This is a genomic window from Corallococcus sp. AB011P (genome assembly GCF_003611605.1).
GTDB lineage: Bacteria > Myxococcota > Myxococcia > Myxococcales > Myxococcaceae > Corallococcus > Corallococcus coralloides.
Genome location: NZ_RAVX01000025.1, coordinates 34,868 through 60,910, shown reverse-complemented (window position 1 = coordinate 60,910; position 26,043 = coordinate 34,868). Strand labels below are relative to the sequence as shown.

23 protein-coding genes are annotated in these 26,043 nt (G+C 69.9%); 13 read left to right on the top strand and 10 right to left on the bottom strand.

Annotated elements, in window-relative coordinates; genetic code table 11:
* Positions 1 to 14 precede the first annotated feature (14 nt).
* Both D7X30_RS36595 and D7X30_RS36590 read left to right on the top strand, forming a co-directional pair.
* Positions 15 to 818 carry a hypothetical protein gene (locus D7X30_RS36595; RefSeq protein ID WP_120567612.1) on the top strand — a complete coding sequence of 268 codons (804 nt, stop codon included), beginning with the start codon at positions 15 to 17 and terminating at the stop codon, positions 816 to 818.
* Positions 819 to 859: 41 nt separating this feature from the next.
* On the top strand, positions 860 to 1,486 hold the full coding sequence (locus D7X30_RS36590; RefSeq protein WP_120567611.1) for a hypothetical protein: 627 nt from the start codon (positions 860 to 862) through the stop codon (positions 1,484 to 1,486).
* Between the two features lie 36 nt (positions 1,487 to 1,522).
* On the opposite strand, the gene D7X30_RS36585 is transcribed toward D7X30_RS36590, so the two are convergent.
* Positions 1,523 to 2,551: a histone deacetylase gene (locus D7X30_RS36585; protein ID WP_233592026.1), complete on the bottom strand. Its 1,029-nt coding sequence runs from the start codon at positions 2,549 to 2,551 to the stop codon at positions 1,523 to 1,525.
* Between the two features lie 109 nt (positions 2,552 to 2,660).
* Between D7X30_RS36585 and D7X30_RS36580 the strand changes: the two genes are divergently transcribed.
* From D7X30_RS36580 to D7X30_RS36550, 7 genes are all read left to right on the top strand, one after another.
* Positions 2,661 to 4,724 (top strand): HAMP domain-containing methyl-accepting chemotaxis protein, encoded by a 2,064-nt coding sequence (locus D7X30_RS36580; RefSeq protein ID WP_120567672.1) that lies wholly within the window; start codon positions 2,661 to 2,663, stop codon positions 4,722 to 4,724.
* A 30-nt stretch (positions 4,725 to 4,754) separates the two neighbouring features.
* Positions 4,755 to 6,056 (top strand): MFS transporter, encoded by a 1,302-nt coding sequence (locus D7X30_RS36575; protein ID WP_120567609.1) that lies wholly within the window; start codon positions 4,755 to 4,757, stop codon positions 6,054 to 6,056.
* A gap of 165 nt (positions 6,057 to 6,221) precedes the next feature.
* Positions 6,222 to 6,719 carry a Sec-independent protein translocase protein TatB gene (gene tatB / locus D7X30_RS36570; protein ID WP_120567608.1) on the top strand — a complete coding sequence of 166 codons (498 nt, stop codon included), beginning with the start codon at positions 6,222 to 6,224 and terminating at the stop codon, positions 6,717 to 6,719.
* 39 nt (positions 6,720 to 6,758) lie between these two features.
* Positions 6,759 to 7,964 (top strand): twin-arginine translocase subunit TatC, encoded by a 1,206-nt coding sequence (locus D7X30_RS36565; RefSeq protein ID WP_120567607.1) that lies wholly within the window; start codon positions 6,759 to 6,761, stop codon positions 7,962 to 7,964.
* A 12-nt stretch (positions 7,965 to 7,976) separates the two neighbouring features.
* Complete coding sequence (locus D7X30_RS36560) at positions 7,977 to 9,068, top strand: TrkA family potassium uptake protein (protein ID WP_120567606.1); 1,092 nt, start codon at positions 7,977 to 7,979, stop codon at positions 9,066 to 9,068.
* Positions 9,069 to 9,165: 97 nt separating this feature from the next.
* Positions 9,166 to 9,837, top strand: coding sequence for a hypothetical protein (locus D7X30_RS36555; RefSeq protein ID WP_120567605.1), 672 nt, complete (start codon positions 9,166 to 9,168; stop codon positions 9,835 to 9,837).
* A gap of 200 nt (positions 9,838 to 10,037) precedes the next feature.
* Entirely contained in the window at positions 10,038 to 10,847 is an 810-nt protein-coding gene (locus D7X30_RS36550; RefSeq protein WP_120567604.1) for a transglycosylase SLT domain-containing protein, read from the top strand.
* A 6-nt stretch (positions 10,848 to 10,853) separates the two neighbouring features.
* On the opposite strand, the gene D7X30_RS36545 is transcribed toward D7X30_RS36550, so the two are convergent.
* The 3 genes from D7X30_RS36545 to D7X30_RS36535 are packed head-to-tail and all read right to left on the bottom strand — an operon-like array spanning position 10,854 to position 15,995.
* On the bottom strand, positions 10,854 to 13,367 hold the full coding sequence (locus D7X30_RS36545; protein ID WP_158619455.1) for a bifunctional aspartate kinase/homoserine dehydrogenase I: 2,514 nt from the start codon (positions 13,365 to 13,367) through the stop codon (positions 10,854 to 10,856).
* Complete coding sequence (locus D7X30_RS36540) at positions 13,364 to 14,701, bottom strand: alpha/beta fold hydrolase (protein ID WP_120567602.1); 1,338 nt, start codon at positions 14,699 to 14,701, stop codon at positions 13,364 to 13,366. The genes D7X30_RS36545 and D7X30_RS36540 overlap by 4 nt, the downstream gene beginning before the upstream one ends.
* Before the next feature lie 4 nt (positions 14,702 to 14,705).
* Positions 14,706 to 15,995, bottom strand: a complete 1,290-nt coding sequence (locus tag D7X30_RS36535) for an O-acetylhomoserine aminocarboxypropyltransferase/cysteine synthase family protein (protein WP_120567601.1) — start codon at positions 15,993 to 15,995, stop codon at positions 14,706 to 14,708.
* Between the two features lie 407 nt (positions 15,996 to 16,402).
* On the opposite strand from D7X30_RS36535, the gene D7X30_RS36530 reads away from it, so the two are divergent.
* The 3 genes from D7X30_RS36530 (at position 16,403) to D7X30_RS42455 (ending at position 20,199) form a co-directional block, all read left to right on the top strand.
* On the top strand, positions 16,403 to 17,329 hold the full coding sequence (locus D7X30_RS36530; protein WP_158619454.1) for a S9 family peptidase: 927 nt from the start codon (positions 16,403 to 16,405) through the stop codon (positions 17,327 to 17,329).
* 229 nt (positions 17,330 to 17,558) lie between these two features.
* Positions 17,559 to 19,571 carry an AHH domain-containing protein gene (locus D7X30_RS42460; RefSeq protein WP_199724650.1) on the top strand — a complete coding sequence of 671 codons (2,013 nt, stop codon included), beginning with the start codon at positions 17,559 to 17,561 and terminating at the stop codon, positions 19,569 to 19,571.
* Entirely contained in the window at positions 19,564 to 20,199 is a 636-nt protein-coding gene (locus D7X30_RS42455) for a hypothetical protein (RefSeq protein ID WP_233592025.1), read from the top strand. The genes D7X30_RS42460 and D7X30_RS42455 overlap by 8 nt, the downstream gene beginning before the upstream one ends.
* 118 nt (positions 20,200 to 20,317) lie before the next feature.
* Here D7X30_RS42455 and D7X30_RS36505 read toward each other — a convergent pair whose 3' ends face one another.
* The gene (locus D7X30_RS36505) at positions 20,318 to 20,941 is read right to left on the bottom strand and encodes a glutathione S-transferase family protein (RefSeq protein ID WP_120567599.1); all 624 of its coding nucleotides are present in this window, start codon (positions 20,939 to 20,941) and stop codon (positions 20,318 to 20,320) included.
* 107 nt (positions 20,942 to 21,048) lie between these two features.
* Positions 21,049 to 21,192 (bottom strand): hypothetical protein, encoded by a 144-nt coding sequence (locus D7X30_RS42110; RefSeq protein ID WP_158619453.1) that lies wholly within the window; start codon positions 21,190 to 21,192, stop codon positions 21,049 to 21,051.
* Positions 21,193 to 21,278: 86 nt separating this feature from the next.
* Here D7X30_RS42110 and D7X30_RS36500 point away from each other — a divergent pair, with 86 nt between their 5' ends.
* A complete protein-coding gene (locus D7X30_RS36500) occupies positions 21,279 to 22,466 on the top strand; it encodes a cytochrome P450 (RefSeq protein WP_120567598.1) in 1,188 nt (395 codons plus the stop codon).
* 25 nt (positions 22,467 to 22,491) lie between these two features.
* On the opposite strand, the gene D7X30_RS36495 is transcribed toward D7X30_RS36500, so the two are convergent.
* From D7X30_RS36495 to D7X30_RS36480, 4 genes are all read right to left on the bottom strand, one after another.
* On the bottom strand, positions 22,492 to 23,340 hold the full coding sequence (locus D7X30_RS36495; protein ID WP_120567597.1) for an aldose epimerase: 849 nt from the start codon (positions 23,338 to 23,340) through the stop codon (positions 22,492 to 22,494).
* A 4-nt stretch (positions 23,341 to 23,344) separates the two neighbouring features.
* Entirely contained in the window at positions 23,345 to 25,000 is a 1,656-nt protein-coding gene (gene pruA / locus D7X30_RS36490; RefSeq protein WP_120567596.1) for an L-glutamate gamma-semialdehyde dehydrogenase, read from the bottom strand.
* Positions 25,001 to 25,150: 150 nt separating this feature from the next.
* On the bottom strand, positions 25,151 to 25,549 hold the full coding sequence (locus tag D7X30_RS36485) for a response regulator transcription factor (RefSeq protein ID WP_120567595.1): 399 nt from the start codon (positions 25,547 to 25,549) through the stop codon (positions 25,151 to 25,153).
* 149 nt (positions 25,550 to 25,698) lie between these two features.
* Positions 25,699 to 25,983, bottom strand: coding sequence for a hypothetical protein (locus D7X30_RS36480; protein ID WP_120567594.1), 285 nt, complete (start codon positions 25,981 to 25,983; stop codon positions 25,699 to 25,701).
* Positions 25,984 to 26,043 lie beyond the last annotated feature (60 nt).

Below are 26,043 nucleotides of genomic sequence, written 5' to 3'. Positions count from 1 at the left end.
CAGGAGCGTCCCCCATGCCCCGTGGCATCTTCAAAGCAGGCTCTGGCCCCTCGCTGCCGCCGAAGCGCAAGCACGACGACCTCACCTCGCCCATCCGCAAGCCGGTGGCGGAGGGGCCCCAGGCGAAGAAGCAGCGGACCCAGGAGACGCTGCCGCAGCAGCAGGTGCAGAAGCCGCCCACGGACCCCTCCATGCACGCCGCCTACGACAAGATGGCGCATGAGGAGATGCTGAAGAATCCGAAGTACGCGGCGCTGGCGAATGACGCCTCGCAGGCGTCCGATGGCAAGACCCTCAATGTCGTCACCAAGGACCAGGTCCAGGGCGGCATGTTCTACGCGGGCCCGAAGCAGATTGGCCTGCGGCCGGACCTTACGGGCCCCAAGCGCGCTGGCGTCATGGCCTTCGAGATGACGAACGCCGCCCAGCAGAAGAAGTTCAGCAAGGTCACGGGCGACGCCTTCCAGAACGAGGTCAACGCGGCGCTGGGCAAGCAGCACGTGGGCGGCGACATGCCCGCCCGGCGGGAGAACTTCGCCAAGAGCATGGAGCGCATCGAGTACGACGGCATCAAGCGCCACCATGAGGTGATGAAGGACGGCATCCAGAACCAGGGCTGGCCCAAGGAGATGGACCGGTTCGGCAAGCGGCTGGAGGGCGCGGACCCCAGCTTCGACAGCTACTGGGCGCGCCAGAACGTCCCGGACGCGAAGACGGGCAAGAGCCACTCGGACGTCTACCGCACGCAGTTCGACAACATCCACGCCAAGGCCGCGGAGCTCGTGGCGAAGAGCAAGCAGCAGCAGGGCATTCCGTAGGTCCCTGGCCTCGCGCGCCGCTTCGCGCTAGGGAGGGAGTCATGTCCTCCGCCCTCCAGACCCGTCCCCGGAGTGAGCTTGCCTCCGGGCGCTTCGGCCAGACCCGCTACATGCTCCGCCGGAAGTTCTTCAAGATCTTCGGCGGCGCATTCCACATCTACGACGAGGCGGGCAACGTCGCCTTCTACTCGAAGATGAAGGCCTTCAAGCTGAAGGAGGACCTGCGCGTCTACAGCGGGGAAGACATGCAGGAGGAGCTGATCACCATCCAGGCCCGCAGCATCCTGGACTTCGGCGCCACCTACGATGTCACCGACGCGGCGACGGGAGAGCGCCTGGGCGCGCTGCGCCGCAAGGCCCTGAGCTCCATCCTGCGCGACACCTGGCTCATCCTGGACGCGGACGGGCAGGAGGTGGGCAAGGTGGAGGAGGACAGCATGCTGCTGGCGCTCGTGCGGCGCTTCCTCACCAACCTCATCCCGCAGACCTTCACCGGGACCCTGGGCAGCGAGCAGGTGTTCAGCTTCCGGCAGCACTTCAACCCGTTCATCCAGAAGATCGACCTGGACTTCTCCGTGGACACGCAGCGCCGGTTGGATCGGCGTCTGGGCATCGCCGCGGCGGTGCTCCTGTGCGCGATTGAAGGCCGTCAGTCCGGCGGCGGGTGAAGACGCCGCGTCGCGCATTCCCTGCGCCAGCGGTCTTCAGCGCACGCTGGCCCAGAAGGGCTTGAGCGCTTCGCGGCTCGTCGCCAGCGCCGCCCGCGCGTCCGCGTTCACGGTGCCGGACGCGAAGCTGTCATCGCGCCCCGCCAGCACCTCGATGCACGCGTGCACGGAGTTCGACAGCCCCTCCAGCGAGTAGCCACCCTCCAGCACCAGCGCCAGCTTCCCGCCAGAGACCTCCTCCGCCAGCTTGCGCACGGCGGTGCACATCGCCGCGAAGCCGCGCTCGGTGACGTCCATGCCGCCAATCGGATCCGCGCGGTGCGGGTCGAACCCCGCGGACACCAGCATCAGGTCCGGCCGGTACGCCTGGGCCACGGGGAGCAGCAGCTCCTCGAAGATCATCCCGTAGTCCGCGTCCGTGTTGCCGCCCGGCAGGCCGCAGTTGACCGTGAAGCCCTGGCCCTCTCCGCGCCCCACCTCCGGCGCCGCGCCGCTGCCCGGGTAGTAGGGGAACTGGTGCACCGACTGGTAGAGCACGTCCCTGCGCCCCCAGAACGCCGCCTGCGTGCCGTTGCCGTGGTGCACGTCCCAGTCCAGCACCAGCACTCGCTCGGCTCCCAGCCTCCGTCCGGCCTCCGCCGCGATGGCGACGTTGTTGTAGAGGCAGAAGCCCATCGCCCGGTCCGGCTCCGCGTGGTGGCCGGGCGGACGCACCAGCGCGAACGCGTTCTTCGCCGTCCCCGCCATCACCGCCTCCACGGCCTGCACCGCCGCGCCCGCCGCCAGCCTCGCCGCGTCGATGCTGTCCGGCGACACCGCCGTGTCCTCGTCGATGCGCTCGAAGCGGCCTCCCAGCTTCTCCATCGCGTCCAGGTGTGCCGGGGTGTGCACCGCCAGGATCTCCGCGTCCGTGGCGGAGCGGGGATGGCTCATCACCGTGCCCGCGACGGGGTTTCGCGCCAGCATCTGGAGGATGCGCCGCAAGCGGGCGGGCGACTCGGGGTGGCCCTCGCCGGCGTCGTGCTGGAGGAAGAGCGGGTCGGTGAGCAGCAGCGTCGCGGTCATTTCCTGGACCTTACGCATCCTGCTCCCGGGAACCCAGCGTCCGTCCCTGGCAGGCGGGGAAGTCCGTTCCTTGCCCTGGATGGGCCACCCTCCCTACAGTGCGCGGGCCTTGCCACGTCGCCTCAAGAAACCCGGTCTCCGGGGCATCCTCCTGGGTTCGTTCGGCCTCGCGCTGGCCGTCATCCTGGGGACGCTCTACTTCGTCGTTCCCCGCCAGGTGGGCAACCACCTGAGGGAGCGCCTGGCGCTGCACGCCCATAACAAGGCCAAGGAGGTCATTGCCCTGGTCGACAGGCAGTCGGGCACCCAGCCAGTGCCCAACCTGGAAGGGCTCTACCGCCTGGATGACGACTTCAGCGTCGTGGCGGTGCTGGATGCCCAGGGCGTGCCCCGCGCCACCTTCCCCGCGTCGCCGCCCACCTGGTTCACGAAGGGCCTGGAGGACCGCCTCCAGCAGCGTCCCCTTCCTCCTCTGGAGCAGATGGAGTTCGCCAACGACGCCTGGGCGGTCTCCGACCCGGTGACGCTCTCGGGCGGAGTTCCCGGCGAGGTCGTCGTGGTGGTGGACGGGGCCCGGCTGGAGGGAGTGCTCACGGCCCTGCGCCACACGGTGCTGCTGGCCTTCCTCGTGGGCCTGGTGCTCTTCCTCCTGGTGGCGTTCCTCATCTCGCGCGCGTTCATCCTCCACCCGCTGGACGCGATGATGACCATGGCGCGCAAGCTGGCGGAGGCCGACCTCACCGGCCGCGCGGAGGTGCGCAACAACAAGGACGAGCTGGGCCAGCTGGCGGAAGCCCTCAACCGCATGGCCCAGTCCTGGCGCGACACGCTGGGCCGCGTGCGCGGCGTGTCCGACGTGGTGGCCGGCGTCATCGAGCAGATCCACCGCACCGGCACCACCGTGTCCTCCGGCGCGGGCACCGTGCAGTCGCGCGTGGAGGAGACGTCCTCCTCCATGGTGGAGATGATGGCCTCCCTGCGCGGCATCGCGGAGAACGTGGAGGTCCTCTACCAGAGCGCGGAGGAGAGCAGCTCCTCCATCATGGAGATGGCCGCCACCAACGACGAGGTGGCGGAGAACGTCCAGGCCATGGCCGCCAGCGTGGAGGAGACCACCAGCGCCATCGAGCAGATGACGTACTCCATCAAGGAGGTCGCCAAGAACATCGAGGACCTCTCCGCGTCCACGGAGGACACCTCCTCCGCCATCAGTGAGATGGACGCCGCCATCGGTCAGGTCGACGCCAACGCCAACGAGACGGCCCGCCTGTCCGAACAGGTCTTCGAGGACGCGCAGACGGGCGTGGAGGCCCTGCGCAAGACGCTCTCCGGCATCGACCGCATCAAGGACACCAGCCGCACCGCCGCGGGCGTCATCGACAGCCTGGGCCGACGCATCAGCGAGATTGGCAACATCCTCAACGTCATCGACGACGTGGCGGAGCAGACGAACCTGCTGGCCCTCAACGCCGCCATCATCGCCGCGCAGGCGGGCGAGCACGGCAAGGGCTTCGCGGTGGTGGCGGAGGAGATCAAGGACCTGGCTGAGCGCACCGGCGCGTCCACCAAGGAGATCGCCGAGCTCATCCGCGGCGTGCAGGAGGAGAGCCGCAACGCCGTGGTGGTGATGAACCAGGGCGTCAAGAGCGTGGAGGAGGGCGTGCTGCTGGGCCGCGAGGCGGAAGGCGCCCTCAGGAAGATCAACGACAGCACCCAGAAGTCCACGCAGATGGTGAAGGCCATTGCCCGCGCCACGGTGGAGCAGGCGCGCGGCAGCAAGCAGGTCACGGCCGCCATCCACCGCATCTCCGCCACCGTGTCGATGATCTCCCAGGCCTCCAACGAGCAGGCCCGGGGCGGCGAGCAGATCATGAAGAGCGCGGAGCGGATGAAGACGCTCACCCAGCACGTGCAGCGCTCCAGCCAGGAGCAGGCGCACGGCAGCAAGCAGATCACCCGCTCCATCGAAAGCATCAACGAGATGGTCACCCACCTGAACCGCGCCCAGAAGGAGCAGACCAAGGGCAGCGAACAGGTCCTCAAGGCCGTGGAGACCATCAAGGGCGTGTCCGAGCACCAGACGCGCTCGGTGCGCCAGCTGGAGGAGGCCATCGACAACCTCACGCGCCAGGCCGAAATCCTCCGCGCCGAGGTGCGCCGCTTCCGCGTCTGACGCACCAGCCGTTCCCCGTTGAAGGCCTCCATGCCCGAGTCGTCCGAGTCCGCCTCCCCCCGTCCCGTGTCCGAGCGCGCCGTGGTGCTCCTCATCGGCGCGGTGCAGTTCGTCAACATCCTCGACTTCGTGATGGTGATGCCGCTGGGCCCGGACTTCGCGAAGGGGCTGGGCATCGAGTCCTCGCACATCGGGACCATTGGCGGCAGCTACACCGCCGCCGCGAGCGTGGCGGGACTGCTGGGCGGCTACTTCCTGGACCGCTTCGACCGGCGCAAGGCGCTGGCCGTGTGCATGCTGGGGCTCGTGGCGGCCACCGCGGCGGGGGGACTCGCGGTGGGGCTGTCCACGCTGCTGCTGGCGCGGGTGTTCGCGGGGCTCTTCGGCGGACCGGCGACGGCGCTGTCCCTGTCCATCATCGCGGACCTCATCCCGGTGGAGCGCCGGGGCCGGGCGCTGGGCGCGGTGATGGCGTCCTTCTCCGTGGCCTCCGTGCTGGGCGTGCCCCTGGCCTTGAAGGTCGCGGAGCTGGGGAGCTGGCGGACGCCCTTCTTCGTGGTGGCGGCGCTGGGGCTGGTGTTGGTGGTGGCCGCGCTCGGGCTCCTGCCGCCCGTGCGCGGGCACCTCAAGCCCGGCGGCAGCGCGACCCGGGCCCCGGGCGTGGCGCAGCTCCTGGGCAACACCGACGTCCAGCTGTCCTACCTGATGACGGCGCTGGTGATGATGAGCGGCTTCATCGTCATCCCCAACATCTCCGCCTACCTCCAGCAGAACCTGGGCTACCCGCGCGAGAACCTGTGGATCCTCTACGCCGCGGGCGGCATCGTGAGCTTCTTCACGCTGCGGCTGACGGGGCCGCTGGTGGACCGCCTCGGCTCCTTCCGCATCGGCACGGTGGGCGTGGTGCTGGCGGCCCTCACCACGTACGTGGGCTTCATCCACTACCCCGCGTGGCTGCCCATCCCCCTGCTGTTCATGGTCTTCATGCTGGCCATGGGCGTGCGCAACGTGGCGTACAACACGCTCACCTCGCGCGTGCCGGACAACCCGGTGCGCGCCCGCTTCATGTCGCTGCAGTCCGCGACCCAGCACATGGCCTCCGCGGTGGGGGCCTTCCTGTCGTCGCGCCTGCTGGTGGACCTGCCGGACGGGACGCTCGGCGGCATGGACACCATCGCCTGGGTGTCCATCGGGCTGGCGGCGGGTGTGCCCGTCATGCTGCGGGTGGTGGAGGGGCGGGTGCGCTCGCGCGAACAGGCCCGGGCCCTGGCGGTACCCCCGGCCCAGGGGATGGCCGCGCCGCTGTCACCCGAGGCCCACTCCCACGGCTGATGGGGCAATGTGCCCCAGGGGAGCATGGGAGTGGGGCGGGGAGCCCGGCCGCCCGCCTCCCGGACACGAGGCCAGACGGACGCTGGACGGTTGCTGACGGTTGCGCGGGCCGCCTGTGGGCGCGATAACCCCTGGACGTCCCCTCCAAGGGGATGACGACCACCCATGTTCAACATCGGCGCAGGCGAAATGGTGTTCATCCTGGTGGCCGCGCTGATCGTGCTCGGCCCCCAGCGGCTGCCTGAGCTGGCGCGGGCCATCGGCAAGTTCATGCGCGAGTTCCGCCGGCAGACGGACGACGTGCGCAACGTGGTGGAGCGCGAGTTCTACGCCATGGACGAGGACTTCAACCGCATGCCCCCGACGCGCCCGGGCACGCGCGTGCCGTCCCCGCCGCCGGAGCTCGCCCCGTCCTCCCTCCCGGACGCTGCCCCCGCCAACGTGCTCGCCGAGCCCGCCCCCGAGCTCGCCGCGACGGTGGACCCCGCCAACGTGCCCGCTCCCGCGGAGGCCGCCGTGGCCGTGGCAGTGGACGCTGCTCCCGCCGCGGACACGCAGGCCGCGGCGCAGACGGGTGCGGCGCCGGCGCAGGACGAGAACGGCCTTCCGCAACTCGCCCCCATCCCGGGCACGGTGGCGCGCAACGCGCCGAAACGGAGCTGAGCCCTGAATCGCCAAGGGGTTGACCTGTCGGATTTCCGGATGAGCCTGTCGGAGCACCTCACGGAGCTGCGCACGCGGCTCGTGAAGTGTTCGCTCGCGGTGCTCGTGCTGGGCGCCGTGTCGCTCATCTTCGCCAAGCCCATCTTCGGCGTGTTGATGCGGCCGGTGTTGGACGCGCTGCCCCCGGAGGGGCGCTCGCTCGTCTACACATCCGGCATCGAAGAAATCAACGTGCTGATGAAGGTGGGCGTGTACTGCGGCATCTTCCTCACCACGCCCGTCATCCTCTGGCAGATCTGGGGCTTCGTGGCGCCGGGGCTCTACCCGGAGGAGCGCAAGTACGCATCGCCCTTCGTGGTGCTGGGCTCCGTCGCGTTCATCGTGGGCGCGCTGTTCTGCTACTTCCTGGTGCTGCCTTCCATGTTCAAGTTCCTCCTCAACGAGGAGGAGACGCTCGCCCTGGAGCAGCGCTTGGACACCGCGCGCATGGGCGGAGAGGACGCGCTGCGCTTCCTGCGCATAGGCGAGGTGGAGCGCGCCGGCCACGTGGCCAAGGAGACCAGCGCCGCGCTGACGGCCGTGGGTGAAGGCCAGGTGAAAGAGCCGGAGGTGGCGTCCGCGAAGAGCGTGGAGCTCACCGCGCGCCTCAAGGGCCTGGGCGACCTGCTGGACGCGGCGGCGGACGGGTTGGGTGTGCCCGCGCGCGGCGTGCTGCGCCAGGCGGTGGAGAAGCGCGTGGAGGCGGTGACGGCCTTCGGCAAGCAGGACTACGTCGCGTCGGAGGCCGCCATGGACCAGGCGGCCAGCCTGCTCGCGGGCGTGGCGCCCACGCGCGCCGAGGAGATGTCCGGCCTGTGGCGGCTGCAGAAGGAGCTGGCCAAGGGCCACGCCGAAGCGGAGGCCGCGCGCTGGACGCGGCCCATGCTGACCATGAACGAGCAGCTGTCACTGGTGCTGCTGCTCATCCTCGCCTTCGGCGTCATCTTCGAGCTGCCGCTGGTGATGGCGCTGCTGGGCATCGTCGGGGTGGTGCAGTCGAGCTTCCTCATCCGCTACCAGCGCCACGCGTTCGTGGTGTGCCTCATCGCGGCGGCGATTCTGACGCCCACGGGTGACGTGGTGAACCTGTCGCTCATGGCCGGCCCCATGCTGCTCTGCTACGAGCTGGGTGTGCTGGCGGTGTGGCTCATCGAGAAGCGCCGTGCGAAGGCGGAAGCCTCCACGGACATCACCCCGGCGGCGTAGACTCCCGCGCGCATGAAGAGCCCCGCCGCGCGCCTGATGATGGACCTGCGGTACCTGCGCGCGTTGTCGCGGAGGTTCCGCAGCACGTTGCTGCTGGCGGCGGTCATCTTCGGGGTGGGGCCGGCGCTGTACCACTGGCGCTACGTGGGGCCGGACGGGGACCGCATCTCCTACGGAGAGGCGCTGCACCACGTCTACTTCCTGCTCTTCGGCCAGCCGTCGCTGCCCTACGTGAGCGACTGGTTCGTGGAGACGCTCAACATCCTCATCCCGCCGGTCAGCATCGCGCTGGTGGTGGATGGCGTGGTGCGCTTCGCGTACCTCTTCTTCGCGCGGCACAAGAACGACAAGGAGTGGGTCACCGTGGTGTCCGAAACGATGAAGGGCCACGTCGTCGTGTGCGGCGCGGGACGCGTGGGCTACCGCGTGGTGACGCAGCTGCGGGAGATGGGCAAGGACGTCGTCGTGGTGGAGAAGCGCGAGGACGCGACGTTCGTGTCCGCGCTGCGCGACGAGAACATCCCGCTGCTCATCGACGACACGCGCAGCCCGCTGTGCCTGCCGCGCACGCACGTGAAGAAGGCGTCCGCCATCGTCTGCGCCACGGACGACGACCTGGCGAACCTGAACATCGCGCTGGACGCGCGGCGGCTGAACCCCGGCATCCGCGTGGTCATCCGCCTGTTCGACGACGACCTGGGCGCGAAGGTGCGCGACACGTTCAAGGCGGAGGCCCTGTCCAGCTCCTCGCTGGCCGCGCCCGCCATGGCGCTGGCGGCGTTGGATCCGCGGCTCGTCCACTCGTTCCGCATTGGCAAGCACCTGATGGTGGTGTCGCTGTTCGTGGTGCGGGAGGGGCTGCCGGGGATGAACATCTCCCAGGTGCGCGACCGCTTCGGCGGGCTGGCCCTGTCGCTCATCCGGGGCGAAGAGGAGACGCTGCACCCGAACGGTGACGTGGTCCTCCAGGTGGGGGATCAAATCACCGTCCAGGCGTCCTATCCGGAGTACTGCACCCTGCGCGCCTTCACCGGTGAGGCGGACGCGCCGGCGTACGCGGACCACGACAACTTCCTCATGCCGGGCTACCGCCCCACGGGGTGAGGTGCCTGACGGCCGCTGGAAGTTGCAGGGCACCTCGAAAGATGTCGCACCGTCCCTCCTAGGTTGGGACAACAAGATGGGTCAGACAGGAGTGTCCATGTCGACGGGCCGGGTCGCGGGTGGTGGCTATCAAGCAGGGGTGCGGCGCTCCTTCGCGGTGGGCTCGGAGATGGCCTGGGCCGCGTGGGGCGAGGCGTCGGGACTGGCCCGCTGGGTTGGGGGCGGCGCCCAGGCGCTGACGGAGGGCGAGCAGGTCGCGCTCGCGGATGGGACGCGCATCACGGTGGTGCGTCAGGTCCCGCCCAGGCAGCTGCGCCTGCGTTTGGAGCGGGACGACTGGCCCCGTGCGCGCACCGTGCAGCTTCGCGTGTTGCCGTCGGTGCATGGCGTCACCGTGGCGCTGCATGCGGAAGGGCTGCCGGACGCGGATGCGCGTGAAAAGCTGCTGGCGCGCTGGACGCGTGCACTGGAGGGCTGGAACGCCTTCTCCGGACGGACCGTGGAGGTGACCCGCGAAGGGGCTCCGAAGCGCGAGCCCGCGGGGAAGAAGGGCGCGAAGAAGCCTCCCGCGCTGGAGCAGGGCCTCGCGAAGCAGGGCGCGGCCTTGCTGAAGAAGCACGGCCCCGCACGAGGCACGAAGAAGGCCGTGGCCGCGAAGCAGCCCCGGGCCGTGAAGAAGGCGGGCGGTGCGAAGAAGGCTCCGGTCGCGAAGAAAGCCGTGGCCGCGAAGAAGGCCGTGGCCGCGAAGAAGGCCGGGCGCACGAAGTAGGGCGCAGCGCGGCTGGTGACCGCTGTTGGCGGGCGGTGACTCCAGTCACCAGGGACGGGCCCCGGTTCGTCCCACCGCGCCTCGCGCGTTTCCAAGGACATCAAGCACTTGGCCTCGAGCAGGTGTCGGCCCATGGGTTGGCATGTCCCCTGCTGTAGGTGTTCCTCGTCAGCAGCACTCAAGCTCCCGAGGAAATCCCCATGGTCATCGCGCCCGGTTCCGCCCGCCTCGCTTCCTTCCGCGTCCCCTCCCAGGACTTCGCCTCCCGTCCGGATGCCGTGTCCGGCGGCAGGGTGCAGGGCGGTTCCTGCCAGAAGCCGGGTTCGGGCTCGGTGTCCTCGTTCCAGCAGGACGGCTTCAGCGCGGGCCCCGCGAAGGGCGCGCAGTGGAAGCAGTTCGCGGAGGGGCTCGAGGACGTGGCGAAGCAGCTGCAGCAGCTCGTCCAACTTCTCCAGACCCAGATGGGCGGCGCCGCTGCCCCCGTGGACGGCGCGGCCGGAGCCCAGGCTCCGTCGGGCGTGTCCGGTGCATCCAGCAAGGGTGGCGCTCCCAGCGTCGACGGTGCGCCCAGCACGGGCGGCGCGCCGGGCGCGGGTGATTCGTTCCAGACCGGCTCCACCCAGTCGGCCGGTGCCACCGGGGACGCCCCGAAGGGCGAGGTGGGCGATTGGATCAAGCAGGCCATGGAGATCCTCAAGGCCGCTGGCGTCCCGGTGGACAAGATGAACCCGCAGGACATCGCGAAGATCATCCAGCACGAGTCCAGTGGGAACCCGAACGCCATCAACCTCTGGGACCAGAACGCCAAGGATGGCCACCCCTCCATCGGCCTGATGCAGACCATCCAGCCCACGTTCGACGCGCACAAGCTCCCGGGCCACGACAACATCCGCAACCCGGTGGACAACATCATCGCGGCGGTGCGCTACGCGGTGGACCGCTACGGCTCCGTGTCCAACACGCCGGGCATCCAGGCGATGAACGGCGGCAGTGGCTACGTCGGCTACTGAGCCGGCCTATCGCCCCCGCAGGTTCTGGGCGATCTTCAGGATGTCCGCGAGGACGCCGGCCGCCGTCACGGGGCCGCCGGCGCCCGCGCCCTGGACCAGCAGCGGGTAGTCCGCGTAGCGCTCCGTGGAGAAGGCCACGAACGCCTCCGAGCCGCGCAGCCGCGTCGCCGGATGCTCCTTCGGCACCGCCACCGGGCCCACCCGCAGCACCGGCCCGTCCTTCGCCGCCGGGTCGATGCGCGCCAGGTAGCGCAGCACCTTGCCCTCCGCGCGCAGTCCCTCGATGCGCGAGGTGAACGTCCGGTCCAGCTTCTCCAGCCCCGCGAGGAAGCGCTCTACGTCCGCCTCCTCCAGGTATTCGCGCGGCACGAACGGCTCCACCTCCACGTCGTCCAGCGACAGGCTCAGGCCCTGCTCACGCGCGAGGATGAGCGCCTTGCGCGCGGCGTCCGTGCCCGCCAGGTCCTCGCGCGGGTGCGGCTCCGTGAAGCCCTTCTCGCGTGCCGTGCGCACCGCCTTCGACAGCGGCACGCCCTCCATCAACTGCTGGCTCAAGTAGCCGAGCGTCCCGGAGAACGAACCCTCCACGCCGTGCACCCGGTCCCCCGTGCGCACCAGGTCCTTCAGCGTCTGGATGACCGGCAGCCCCGCGCCCACCGTCGTCTCGTAGTGGTACGCGCGGTGGTTCAGGTGCGCCGTGCTCCGCAGCCGCTCCCAGACGTCGAGCGGCTGGGTCAGCGGCTTCTTGTTCGCCGCCACCACGTGGATGCCGCTGCGGAACGCTTCCAGGTACAGCTCCTCCATGCCCTCCGACGCCGTGCAGTCCACCAGCACCGGCACGGGCAGCCGGCGCAGCGGCTCCAGCAGCGCGCGCACCACGGGTGGTGACGCGCCCTCGGGCACGGACTGGATGCGCTCGCGCCACTGCTTCAGCGGGATGCCCTCCGGTGAGAAGAGCACCCGCCGGCTGTCCGCGAGCCCCACCAGGTTGAGCTGGATGCCGTGCCCCTGCGCCAGCGACTCCTGGAGCGTGCGCAGTTGCTCCAGCAGCTGGCTGCCCACCACGCCATGGCCCAGCACCAGCAGGCTCACCTCTTCATGCGCGAAGTGGAAGGCCGCGTGCACCGTGCGCACCGTCAGCGCCGTCTCCGCCCCATCCACGATGAACGAGATGGAGCGAGCGCTCGCCGTCTGCGCGATGGCGCGCACGTTGACGCCCAGCGCGCCCAGCGGTTGGAACAGCCGTCCCGCCACGTTGGCGCCCTGGCCCATGGCCTCCGCCACCAGCGCCACCTGCGTCACCGGCGCGCGCACCTGCGGCGGCTGCAACGCGCCGCGCTCCAGCTCTGGCGCCAGCTCCCGCCGCAGCACCTCCTCCGCGCGGGCCGCGTGCGCCCGGCGCAGCACCACCGCCACTGAGCGCCCCGGCGACGACTGCGCCGCCATCCACGCGTCGATGCCCGCGGCCTCCAGCGCTTGCAACGCGCGAGGCCCCACTGGTCGCGCCGCCTCCTCCGTGCCTCCCTCCAGGCCCAGCAGCGCCAGGTCCTCCAGCGACACCACGCACGTGGGCACGCTGCCGTTGCCCGCGCCGCGCACGTCGATGAGCGTGCCGGGCTCGTCGGGCTGTTGCAGGTGGCGCACGCGCAGCGGGATGTCCGCGTCGCGCAGCGTGGACAGCGCGCGAGGGTGCAGCGTGGGCAGGCCCAGGTACACCAGCTCCAGCGCCTCCGTGTAGCTCAGGTGCGGCACCGGCCGCGCATCCGCCACGTGCAGCGGATCCGCCGTCATCACCCCGGGCACGTCCGTCCACAGCGTCAGCGGCGTGCCCAGCAGCACGGACAGCACCGCCGCTGTCTCGTCCGCGCCCTCCACGCCCAGCGTCGTGGAGCGGCCATCCACCGCCGTCCCCCGGCCACCCGCGTGCAACGTCAGCCGTCCCTCCCACGAAGGCCGCAGCGTGGCCACCCGGGCGCGGGTGTGCTCGCGATTCACTCGCGCCTGTCCGGGCTCACCCTCCGTCACCGTCCAGTCCGCCGCGTCCACCTCCAGCGACGGCACGCCGCGCGCACCCAGCAGCTTCGCCAGGAGCGCCGCCGTCAGCCGCTCGCCGGTGCCGCGCACCACGTCCTCCAGCGCGGGCCGCCGTTCGCGCACCAGGCTCGCGCCATCCAGCGCGCGGCGCGCGGGCTCCAGCAGCGACGCCAGCGTGCGCGAGCCGTCCGCCTCCACCGACGTGGAGCCCGGGGGCGCGCCCAGCCGGCGCTCGGCCTCCTCCAGCATCAACAGGCCCCGCGCGAGCAGGCCATCCAGCTCCTGCCGGGCCAGTGTGGAGTTGCCCTCCAACGCGATGGACAGCGCGGACTCCAGCCCCGCGGCGAGCCAGGGCGGTGACGACACGATGGCGGCGCGCGTGCTGCCCGCGTCGCGGCGCGACAGGTGCGTGGCCACGGACGCGAGTCCCTGGGCGGTGTCGAGCAGGAAGGGGGCGTAGCGGGTGATGCTCACAGGGGCGGTCATGAAGTCTTCCGGGCGCGGACGCCGGCAGTGGAGGAGAGGCGGGCGTCGCGGCCCACGCCCGGAGGCAGGGCCAGCGCGCGGACCAGCAGGGGCGCGAGCGCGTCCCATTCGATGAGGAATCCGTCGTGGCCGTGCACGCTGCACAGGGCCGCGTACTCGGCATGCAGTCCCTGCGCGCGCAGGCGGCGGGACAGGTTCTTCATGTGCTCGGGCGGGAAGAGCGCGTCCCGGTCGATGCCGATGGTGAGCGTGCTCGCGCGGATGCGGTCCACGCCGGGCCCGCCGTTCGGCGTGGGCACGCGCGTGAGGTCGTGATGGTCCATGGCGCCGAGCAGCGCCAGGTAGGACCGCGCGTCGAAGCGCGCCTCCAGCTTCGTGCCCTGGTACTCCAGGTAGCTCTCCACCGGGTACAGCGCGCGTGACGACCACGCCTGCGGACGCGGCTGGAGCGCCTCCAGTCCGGCCTCCGCGCGATAGGTGAGCGTCGCCAGCTGACGGGCCAGCTCCAGGCCTCGCCGGGGGGATTCGGGATACTCGGGGTCCAGCAGCACGGCCTGCCGGGCCACGTGGTTCCAGCCCACCACCCACGCGGACGCGGCCTCCGCCGTCGCGATGGGCACCATGCGCTGGAAGCGCTCCGGCGCGAGCGCCGCCAGGCACAGCACCACCATGCCTCCCAGCGAGCCGCCGGTGACGAGCGCCACCTCATCCACGCCCAGCGCGTCCAGCGCCGCGAGGATGGAGCGTGCCTGGTCCCACGGCGTGAGGGTTGCGGGGAGGCTGCGCTCATCCAGGCGCAGGTCGCCCTTGGGCAGCACCGGCGCCGGGCCGAAGCGCGTGTCGTCGGTGCGCTGCGGGAAGCCTTCGTCCGCGGGGCCGGAGGTGCCGTAGCAGGAGCCCAGGTTGTTGAAGCACAACAGCCGCACGCGCGACGGATCCAACGGCCGGCCATGCCCGATGACAGGGGCCCACCAGCCGCCTTCTCCTCCGGCGTTCATGTCCCCGGTGAGCGCGTGCACCAGCAGCACGGTAGGCACCGGATCCGGCGTGCGGCGGGGCCCGGTGCGGCGCGCGTCGGTGGCGGCGTCGCGCAGCTCGGAGGCGGTCCTCCGCACCACGCGCAGCCTGCCTTCTCGCGTCGCTTCCTCGGACTGCACGTGGGCACGGGACTGCAACCACGCGAGGTCCTCCGGGGGCCCCCACCACCAGCCGCGCACGAGGTGGGGCGCCACGCGGGCGCCGGCCTCCAGCGGCAGGTCCGGCAGCGACAAGTCGAAGACGCGCGGGGTCTCCGCGCGCGGGGGGATTTCCTGGCCAGGCCTCACGGGTCGCATGGCGTCAGACCGCGCTCAGGGCCTGGTCGAGGTCGGCCACGATGTCGTCCAGGTGCTCGATTCCCACGGACAGGCGCACCAGGTCGTCGGTGACGCCCGTGCTGGCGCGCTCCGCCGGGGTGAGCTGTTCGTGCGTGGTGGACGCGGGGTGGATGATGAGCGAGCGCGTGTCTCCGATGTTCGCGAGCAGGCTCCACAGCTTCACGCCGTCAATCACCTTGCGCCCGGCGGACAGGCCGCCCTTCACGCCGAAGGTGACGAGCCCGCCGAAGCCGCCCTGCAGGTACTTCTTCGCGTTGAGGAACGAGGGGTCGTCCTCCAGGCCCGGGTAGCGCACCCACTCCACCTTCTTGTGCTGCTTGAGCCACTTCGCCACCGCGAGCGCGTTCTGCGAGTGGCGCTCCAGCCGCAGCCGCAGCGTCTCCAGGCCCAGGATGAACGCGTGCGCGTTGAAGGGGCTGAGCGCGGGGCCGAGGTCGCGCAGGCCCTCCAGCCGGGCCTTGAGGATGAAGGCCGCGGGGCCGAAGGCCTCACGCAGGCGCAGGCCGTGGTAGCCGGGGTTGGGCTCGGTCAGCTCCGGGAACTTGCCGTTCTCCCAGGGGAAGTTGCCGCCGTCCACGATGACGCCTCCAATGGAGGTGCCGTGGCCGCCGATGTACTTCGTCGCGCTGTGCAGCACGATGTTCGCGCCATGGCGCAGCGGGTTGAAGAGGGCGGGGGACAGCGCGGTGTTGTCCACGAAGAGGGGCAGGCCCGCCTCGCGCGCCACGGCGCCAATGGCGTCGAAGTCCGGCACGTCCAGGCGCGGGTTGCCCAGCGACTCCAGGTAGAGCGCCTTCGTCTTCGGGCCAATGGCCTGGCGGAACGCGTCCGGGTTGCCCGCGTCCACGAACTTCGTGGTGATGCCCAGGCGCGCGAGCGTCACCTTGAAGAGGTTGTACGTGCCGCCGTAGAGGCTGGCGCCGGAGACGATTTCATCCCCCGTCTTGAGGATGTTGAGGATGCCCAGCGTCTGCGCGGCCTGTCCGGACGCGACCGCGAGCGCGCCCACTCCACCTTCGAGCGCGGCGATGCGCTTCTCGAAGACGTCCGTCGTGGGGTTCATGATGCGCGTGTAGATGTTGCCGAACTCCTTGAGGCCGAAGAGCGCGGCGGCGTGGTCCGCGTCGCGGAAGCGGTAGCTGGTGGTCTGGTAGATGGGCACCGCGCGAGCGCCCGTGGTGGGGTCGGGCGAATAGCCGGCGTGCAGCGCGAGCGTGTCGGGGTGCAGCGGGCGTTCGTTGGGCGTGCTCATGGCAAGGGACTCCTGTTCGCGTCGCTCCGGAAGGAACGCGCGTGCGTGAAGGCAGACGGGTGGTGGGGACGTCAGGGCACTGCGGGCGGCGGGGAGGACTTCAGGACACGGTGGGCGCTGCGACGCTCCTCGGCAGGGGTGCGAGAGCGGAGGCCCGGAACGACGAAGCCCACCGACCCTCGCGGGTGGGTGGGCTCCGGTTGGCTCGCCAGGGGCAGGCTGTGCGTCAGCCGGCCGCGGCGGGCTTGGGCCCACCCGGAACAGGCATCGAACACATGCACATGGCGGAGGTGACGAACATTCTGCGAGAAGAAGTAGACGCGATGGCGCGAGCTGTCAAGCCACCCTCCAGAACAGCACCGCATGTGTCGCGGACCCGTGACACCGATTCACTGCGTATTCCCAGAATGATGTCCTCCCGCCCTGTCCTCCTGTTGGCCTGTGTGTTCCTCGCCGCGTGCTCCAAGCCCGCGCCGCCCACGTCCGTGAATCTTCGCAAGAGCTTCCGCACGCAGCTGAAGGTGGAGCCCACGCAGCGAGCACCCGCGCCCACGCCGCCGAAGGAGCTGTTCGAGCTGGTGCGTTATCCCGCGCCGCTGGGCACGAACGCGGCCTACGTCACGCCCGTGCGCGAGGGCGCGAAGCGGCCGGCGGTGGTGTGGATCCACGGCGGGTTCAACTGGGGGCTCGACGACTTCGCCTGGGCGCCTTCACCGCGGAGCAATGATCAGAGCGCGCGGGCCTTCCGTGAGGCCGGGCTGGTGTTGATGCTGCCGTCGCTGCGCGGGTCGGACGACAACCCGGGCGCGCGCGAGTACTTCCTGGGCGAGGTGGATGACGTGGTCGCCGCCATCGACTTCGTGGCGAAGCGTCCAGACGTGGATCCCGCGCGCATCTACGTGGCGGGGCACAGCACGGGCGGCACGATGGCGTTGATGGCGGCGGTGCTGTCACCGCGTCTGAAGGGCGCCTACGCGTTCGGCCCGGTGGCCGACGTGTCGGGGTACGCGCACTATGTCCCGTTGCTGGGGCAGGCCCGGGGACCGGAGCTGTGGATGCGCAACCCGGTGAGCTACGTGGAGCACCTGCGTGTGCCCACGCAGGTCATCGAGGGTTCGGACGAGGGCAACATGGGCGCGTTCGAACTGCTGCGCGTGGCGGCGAAGGGCGCGCCGCTGTCATTCCTCGCAGTGCCTGGGGCCACGCACTTCAGTGTGCTCGCGCCGGTAACGGAGTTGCTGGCGAAGCGGCTCATGGAGGCGAAGGCGGACGGGCCTGCGGTACGGCTCATGGACGCGGAGGTCCGCGAGGCCGTCGCCGCTGAGCAGGAGTAGTCAGCGCACGCGCGCGTTCGCGGAGTAGGGCGGCAAGGGGCCAGGAAGCCCGGCTGGGCCTTCACGCGCTCCGCCCACGCGGTGACGGACGGGGTGCCTTCAAGCAGCTCACTCCGGTGAGCGGTTACCCGCCGCGCAGCGGCTGTAAGTCATTGTCATGCCCACCCGGCCGGTCCTTCATTCCTGGTCCGGGTGGCTGAATCCTCTCAGTCCCAAGACAGGGGGGGACATGACGATTCAGTTCGGGTTCATCGACCAGGGTGATGGCGCCAACCTGCGGACGCTTCCCGCGGAGATGAAGGGCTCCACCTGCCTGACGCCAGCGCCCCTGCCTCCGGGCACTCGGGTGAGCGTCATCCGGGACCATGCCCAGGCACCTGGCTGGTCCTACGTCTCGACCGTGGTGGGGGGATACCTGCTGCAAGGCTATGTGCAGACCTTGCGCATCACGACCCAACTGCCGGAGCCCGCGGCGACGCTCTATCCGGTCCGTCCAGGGGACCGCCTGGAGCCCATCGCCGCGCGCATCTACCGGCAGGCCATCCAGCCGGGGCGGGACCTGCGCTTCTACGAGAATGTCATTCATCACGTGAACGTGAAGAGTGGCCGCAAGGGGGTCCAGCGCGTCGACGGTGACGTGCGGCTGGTCGCGGGCGAGCGCATCTGGCTGGTGAGCATCGCCTTCGCCAACCAGCTCCAGGGAATCGTGTCGAGCGGCTCCATCACCCATGAGGCGATCGCCCAGGCGCGCAAGGCCGCCCGGCATCTGGAGGACGTCCTCACCTCCGTGAGGCAGGCGGACCAGTACTTCGGAGAGGTCACCGGCCAGTACGGCAAGGCCATCCTGGACAACTGGCTGGAAATCTCCGCGATGGTGGTGGGCTTCATCGCCGCGGAGGCGCTGTCCACCTTCCTGGCTGCGACGCCCACCGGCGTCGGACAGCTCGCGGCGGCGCTCATCCAACTGGGCCTGGCGGCGTTCGGAGCCCATGGCCTCATCGAGGCCGGAGGGGAGGCCCTGAAGCACGCGCAGCTGTGGCTCACCCAGGCCTGGGAGGCCAATGGCTCACCAGAGAATCTGAAGGAGGCCAGCAAGTCCTTCCTCCGGATGCTGGTGAGCATCGCGATGGCCGCGCTTGCGCTGATGGGCGCGAAGACCAACGCGGGACGTGGGCTCAAGCTGATGACGTCCGTGAGAATCACCCCGCCCCGCATCTACATGATGGCGGCGGGCCCCGGTGGTGCCTACGCGGGTGTCCCCGTGTTCCAGCCGGGCTCCATCACCGCCGCTCCGGCCATTCCGCTGCCCTTCAACCCCTGGAGCTCCGGCGCGCCTTTGCTGTCAAAGGCCGTCAAGGAAGGCGGGACGTCCAAGCCAGACTCCGAGCCCAGCCTGACCGAGCGCACGCTCAGCGACGCCGAGTTGGAGAAGCTGCTGGAGAAGCTCCCCAACTGGGACAAGCTCAAGGACTTCGTCGGACGCCGCATCCCGCAGGAGGGGACGCCTGAGTTCAACGCGTTCAAGCGGGAGCTCCAGGCCGCGGGCTATCGTCTGGAGAAGTTGAGTTCGGACTCCCAGCCCTACCGGCTGCGCCGTCCGGACGGGAAGGCCCTGGGCGACGAGTACGGGGCGCTCACGGTGACCGATGACGGGCTGGTGGTGCTCAAGGTCGGGAGGGGCACGCCCCGCCTCAGCATCTTCACCCGCTACCGGAAGAACTACCTGGACTGGGTGGAGAAGACCCAGGGCCCGGCGGCGCGGGCGGCGGCGGAGGTCCGGCTCTCCGCCGGTCATCCCATGCACCACCTCATCCCTGACGGGGTCGCCCAAACCCACCCGCTGATCCGCATGGCCATGGAGCGGCTCAAGGGCTACACGATTGACCGAGGGTCGAACATCCTCGACATGCACTCCGGGCTCAACGTGGAGGGCCAGCTCATCCACTCGGGCAGCCATCCCCACTACAGCAAGTTCGTGGAGCTCCGGCTTGAGGCCGCCCTGAAGAAGCTGCGCATGAAGGGGGCGCCCTCCAGTTGGACGCCGCAGGCCATCGAGGACGCGATCCTCAAGGTCGAGACCGAGCTTCGTCAGGTCATTCAATCCGGGACCCTGACGGAGCCGGCCATCAAGGTGATCCAGGAGCAGCACGGCGGTAAGGTGCTGACGGGAAAGAAGCTGGCCTTGCTGGAGCTGCCCTCCATGGGGAGTCACACACCACATGATGTATGCATTGATGTCTGATGCCTCCCACATCGAGGACGATGCGGATATCCACGACGTCAAACTCATCGAGTTCGACGGCTTCGAGGACGTGACGTTCTTCGAGCCCGGCATCGACTACCAGCGCCAGCAGGGCGCGCCCGAGGTCATGGAGTTCGTCGGCAACCTGGAGAGGATCGCCGGGCGCGACCACCTGCACAGCGCGCCCTTGATGTGGTTGCTGATCTCCCGGCGCATGGTGCGCGTGCTCGAAGCGGTGGGCCCGTTCCGCCACCGCCTCATCCCCACCGTCATCTATTCGGAACGCATCAGGCACCTCGTGAGCAAAGGGTACCCTCGGAGGCGAACCTGGCATTCGGTGACGGACCCTGCGCTGAAGAACGAGGACTTCGTCATCCTCCAGTTGCTGGAGCGGACCGATTGTCTCGACCGGGAGCGCACCCTCGTGAAGGGCGTGCCCTTCCACCAATGCGGTGAAGAGTTCCTGGGTCAGGAGGAGGCCGAGCCGCTCGTGCTCCGCCCTCCGCCAGGAGGTTTCCCGCCCGTGTTCTCCGTCCCCGAGTTGGTCTTTTACTGCTACACCGAGGAGGCACGACAGGCGTGTGCGCAGGCGGGGTTGAAGGGCCTGTGGTGGCGCCCCCAACCGTGAGCCCGTGACGGAGTTGCTGGCGAAGCGGGTGCTGGAAGCGAAGGCGGACGCGCCCACGGTGAGGCTCACGGACGCAGAGGTCCGTGAATCCGTCGCCGCCGAGCAGGAGTAGTCCGCGTCAGCGCACGCGCGCGTTCGCGGAGTAGGGCGGCAGGGGGCCCAGGAAGCCGGGCTGGGCCTTCACGCGCTCCAGCCACGCACGCACGGACGGGTAGGGCGCCAGGTCCACGCCCGCCTCCGGCGCCAGGTGCACGTACGCGTAGAGGCAGACGTCCGCGACGGTGTAGCGGTCCTCCACCAGGAACGGGTGCCGGCTCAGGTGCCGCTCCATCGCGGCCAATGCCCGCTCACCGTTCTGCACGCGGTTGCGGAGGACGTCGGACTCCGGTGGCTGCCGGCCCGTAAGCAGCCAGAAGCGTGCGGTGCCGAGGTTCGGCTCCACCGCGTTCTGTTCGAAGAACATCCACTGGTGCACCTGCGCGCGAGCGAAGCGGTCCTCGGGCAAGAAGCGCGTGCCCTCCGCCAGGAACAACAGGATGGCGTTGGACTCCGCGAGAAAGCGCCCCGGCTCCGGCTCCAGCACGGGGATGCGGCCGTCCGGGTTCTTCGCGTGGAAGTCCGCCGTGTGGCTCTCCCCCGCGAGGATGTCCACCGGCACCAACTCATACGCGAGCCCCAGCTGCTTCAGCAGCGTGCGGACCTTGTAGCCATTCGCGGAAGGCAGATAGTCGTAGAGGCGCATCCAGGCTCCAGCAAGAGGAGGCGCGCGACGCTACGGACTTCAATCCCCCCGCGCACTCCGCTTCTTGCGACGGAATCACCGCGAGAAGCGGAGCAGGGGACCCACGGTTACTGCGCGGTGGCCTCGTTCCACACTTCCGTGACGCGGCCCACCTGGTCGAACGCGCAGTGCTGCGCGCCCGGGATGACCTTGTCGTTCACCGGGACCCCGAGCCCGCCCAGGTACGCCTCCGCCTTCTCGAAGCGGGACATGGTGACTCAAGGGAGGCGAGGAGGCGCCTCTGTTCAGCAGCCAGTATACCGGGTATAGAATTCCAGCCTGGAAAGGAAATTCTTCCATGACTGGACGCGTGAACCTGATGGCGCCGGAAGTCCGGGCCAATCCCTACCCCGTCTACGCGGAGCTGCGCCGCACCGCGCCGGTGTGTCAGGTGGAACCCGCTGGGCTGTGGGCCATCACCCGCTTCGAGGACGTGGCCGCGGCCTTCAAGAACCCGCAGGTGTTCTCCTCCGCCGGGGTGCGGACGACCACCGCGCCGCCGTGGCTGGGGCACAACCCCTTCTCCGAGTCGATGATCGTCATGGATCCGCCGCACCACATGCGGCTGCGCACGCTGGTGAGCCGCGCGTGGACGCCCGCGGCGGTGAACCGGCTGGAGCCGCGCATCCGCGGCTTCGCGCAGATACTGGCGGAGCGGCTGTCCCCGGAGCGCGAGGTGGACTTCGTGGACGCCTTCGCCATGCCGCTGCCCGCGAGCGTGATTGGCGAGCTCTTCGCCTTGGACCCCACCATGACGGCCCGCTACAAGCGCTGGTCGGTGGACCTGTCCAGCGTGTCCGGCACGACGGAGAAGGACACCCACCGGCACGACTCCATCAAGGCCACCGTGCGCGAGATGGAGGACTACCTGTCCAACGTCGTCGCCGAGCGCCGCCGCCACCCGCAGGACGACATGGTGTCGGACCTGGTGAAGTCGCGCGTGGACGGCGAGGCGCTCTCCGACGCGGAGCTGATGAGCTTCCTGTTCCTGCTGGTGGTGGCAGGGCTGGAGACCACCGTGCAACTCGTCAGCCACTGCGTGCGCATGCTGATGGAGCAGCCGCACCTGGTGGCCCGGCTGCGCGAGAACCCGTCGCAGGTGGGGCGCTTCGTGGAGGAGGTGCTGCGCTACGAGCCCTCCGTGCACGGCCTGGTGCGCGTCACCACGAAGGAGACGCAGGTCGCGGGCGTGACGATTCCGGAGGGCGCGCGCGTGGCGCTGATGATCGGCTCCGCGTGCCGCGACGGCGAGCGCTTCAAGGACCCGGACACCTTCGACATGGACCGCGAGGGCGTGAACAACATGCCCTTCGGCCACGGCATCCACTTCTGCCTGGGCGCCCCGCTGGCCCGGCTGGAGGCGCGCGTGGGGCTGGAGGTGCTGCTGTCCCGCTTCACGCGCTTCACGCCCACGGGCCCGGTGAAGTGGAACACCTCCCTCACCGTGCGCGGCCCGCTGAGCCTGCCCCTCATCCCGCACGCCTGAGGCTCGCGGGACGAAGGAGCCTGCTTCACGCCTCGATGTCGAACGCGAGCGACACACGCTCGCCCGGGGCCACGTGCAGCAGGCCCTCGCCGGTGGCCAGCGCCCCGGCGGCGGCCGTCCACGGCTCCACGCAGACGAAGTCCTTGCCCTGCAGCGTCCACACGACGAGCAGGCGGAACTCCTGGCTCCACGACAGCTTCACGGGAGACAGGCCCGGCCCGCGTTCCAGCACCGTGCCCGGCGCGGAGTGGTCACGCAGGTGCATGTCCACCTCTTGCGCCGTGAGGTCCAGGCCGGTGAAGGGCACCTCGTGCTTCGCGCGGTTGTCCCACGCGTGCGTGGCGTCCGTCTCCACGCGCGCCTGGGCCTTCTGGGCCTGCGGCACGCGGAAGTACGGGTGGTAGCCCAGGTGCAGCGGCAGGGGCCGCGTGTCCCGGTTCTCCACGTCGAAGTCCACCGTGAGCCTCCGGCCCGCCAGCGAGAACGCCAGCTGCGCATCGAAGGCCCACGGGTACTGGCGCAGCGTCTCCTCCGACGACGTCAGCCCCAGCACCAGCAGCGACTCCTCCGCCTGGCGCACCGTCCACGGCAGCTTCCGCGCGAAGCCGTGCTGCGGCAGCGAGTACGCCTTGCGGTCCGCCGGATACGTGTCCCCGGGCAGGGGACCGGCGTTGGGAAAGAGCACGGGGATGCCCCCGCGCACGCTCTTCGTGAGGTCGGCGACGGTGCTCTCATCCAGATAGAGCACGTCCTCGCCGTCCACCACCATGCGCGTGACGAGCGCGCCGCGCGTGGGAATGACTTCCACGCGGCAGCCGCCGTCCTCCAGCGCATACGTCTCCAGCCCCGCGATGCCCGGGAACGGTCCGCTCATGGAACTAGATGGCCCCTTCCTTCGGGTCGCTGTCCATGAAGGGGTAGGGGACCTTCACCGGCGGCGCGAAGTTCTCCTTGATGGTGCGCGGGCTGGACCAACGGAACAGGTTGATCATCGACCCGGACTTGTCGTTGGTGCCGGACGCGCGGCTGCCGCCGAACGGCTGCTGGCCCACCACCGCGCCCGTGGGCTTGTCGTTGATGTAGAAGTTGCCCGCAGCGTTGCGCAGGGCGCTCATCATGTGCTCGATGGCCTTGCGGTCGCGCGCGAAGATGGCGCCCGTCAGCGCGTAGCTCGCGGACTGGTCGCACTCCTTCAGCGTCTCCTCGAGCTTCGCGTCCGGGTAGACGTACACGCCGACGAGCGGCGCGAAGATCTCCTCCGTCATGATGCGGTGGCGCGGGCTGTTGCACTGCACCAGCGTGGGCTGCACGAAGTAACCCTCGCTCTTGTCCGTGCCGCCGCCCGCGACGATGGTCGCGTCACCGCCGGACTTCGCCAGCTCGATGTACGAGGACACCTTCTTGAACGAGCGCTCGTCGATGACGGCGCCCATGAAGTTCCGGAAGTCCGCCACGTCGCCCATCTTGATTTCGCTGATGAGCGCCTGGAGGCGGGGCTTCAGCTTGGGCCACAGGGACTCCGGCACGTAGACGCGGCTGGCCGCGCTGCACTTCTGGCCCTGGTACTCGTAGCCGCCGCGCACGATGGCGACCGCGAGCGCCTCCAGGTCGTCCGCCGCGGACGGGTGCGCGAAGATGAAGTCCTTGCCGCCCGTCTCACCCACCAGCCGCGGGTACTGCTTGTAGCGGCCGATGTTCTCTCCCACCGTCTTCCACAGGTTGTTGAACGTGGGCGTGGAGCCGGTGAAGTGGATGCCGCCCAGGTGGGGGCTCGCCAGCACCGGGTTGCCCACCGTGGGGCCGTCACCGGGCAGCATGTTGATGACGCCGTCGGGCAGGCCCGCCTCGCGCATCAGCTCCAGGCTGTACCAGGCGCTCAGGGCCTGCGTGGAGGACGGCTTCCACAGCACCACGTTGCCCATCAGCGCGGGCGACAGACAGAGGTTCAGCGCGATGGAGGTGAAGTTGAACGGCGCGATGGCGAAGACGAACCCGTCCAGCGGACGGTAGTCCGTCATGTTCCACATCTGCGGCGAGTTGTCCGGCTGGATGGCCAGGATCTGCTGCGCGAAGTGGACGTTGTAGCGAAGGAAGTCGATGAGCTCGCACGACGCGTCGATCTCCGCCTGGTGCGCCGTCTTCGACTGGCCCGCCATGGAGGACGCGTTGAGCAGCGGGCGGTAGCGCGTGGCGAGCAGCTCCGCGGCGCGCAGGAAGATGGCCGCGCGGGCGTGGAAGGGCATCCGCGCCCAGTCCTCCTTCACGCTCATGGCGTTCTGGATGGCCTGCTCCACGTGGCCCGCGTCGGCCTCGTGCAGGGTGGCCAGCACGTGCTGGTGCCGGTGCGGCATGCGCACGGTGTCCGTCTTGCCGGACTTCACGTGCTTGCCACCGATGACGACGGGGATCTCGATGCGCTCCCCGCTCATGCGCTTGAGGGTGGACTGGAGCTCCGAGCGCTCCGGGGTGCCGGGGGCGTAGGAGAGGACGGGCTCGTTCTTGGGAGCCGGGACGCGGGGGATGGCGTTGAGCACGCGAGGACCTCGGGACGAGAGGAAGGGAAGTTCGGGCAAGGTATAGCCCTCCCCGTGTCCCAGGTCAGTGACAGAAGCGTGGGGCGTCCTCGCCGAGACAGAGGCGAAGGCCGCGCCTGCTTCCAGGCGCGTGCCCGGCGGCCGTCCGGTTCAGCCCTCGCCCACGGCCTTGGCGGTGGAGCCCCTCGCGCGCTGCAGCACGGCGTGCAGCTGCGCGATGAGGTACGGCGGCTTCACCGGCTTGACCAGGTACGCGTCCGGCTGGGGCTGCCCGGGCTCCAGGTCCGTGCGCGGCGGGTAGCCGCTGACGAACATCACCGGCAGATGCGTCAGGGAGGGCTCCGCGCGAACGCGGCGGCACAGCTCGTAGCCGTCGATGCCCTCCATGTTCACGTCCGACAGGAGCACGTCCGGCGGCTGCGCCAGCGCGTGCGCGAGCCCTGTCTCTCCATCCGCGGCCACCGTGCAGTCGAACTCACCCGACAAGAGCAACCGCAGCGTCTCGCGCATGGTCCAGGAGTTCTCCACGATGAGGACCTTGGGCTTCACGGTGCATCGACTCCTGGGGAAGCAACGACGGACGGCAAAGGGGGACGGCGCGCACAGCATCCCCCCGCGGTGCGCACCGGGCAAGAGGTCCCCCCTCACCCGTGAGAATTCCCGAAAGCCTCCACCTCACGGGTTTGCCGCCAACGCCGCTAACCCTCGGGCGGCGGGTTCACGAGCCCGCGCCGGGAAACCTCGGAGTCCGGCTCCTCGTCGCCTCGCGCCTCGCGCTCGGGCACCTCGTCGTCCTTCCATTCCGCGCCGCGCTCCACCTCCGCCTCCCAGCGCGTCTCCTCCAGCGGGCCCGGGTTCTCGTCCTCGCGGGCCGCGGCCTGGGAGCGCTCGCGGGCCAGCTCGGCGGCGCCGCGGTCCAGCGCGTCCTCCATCTGTCCCCGGTTGCGCGGTTGGAAGTTCTTGGAGCCCTTGTCCGAAGCCATGGTGTCACCTCCAACGGGAAGGTGGGACGCACCGGGATGACCAGGCAATGACGGCGCGTG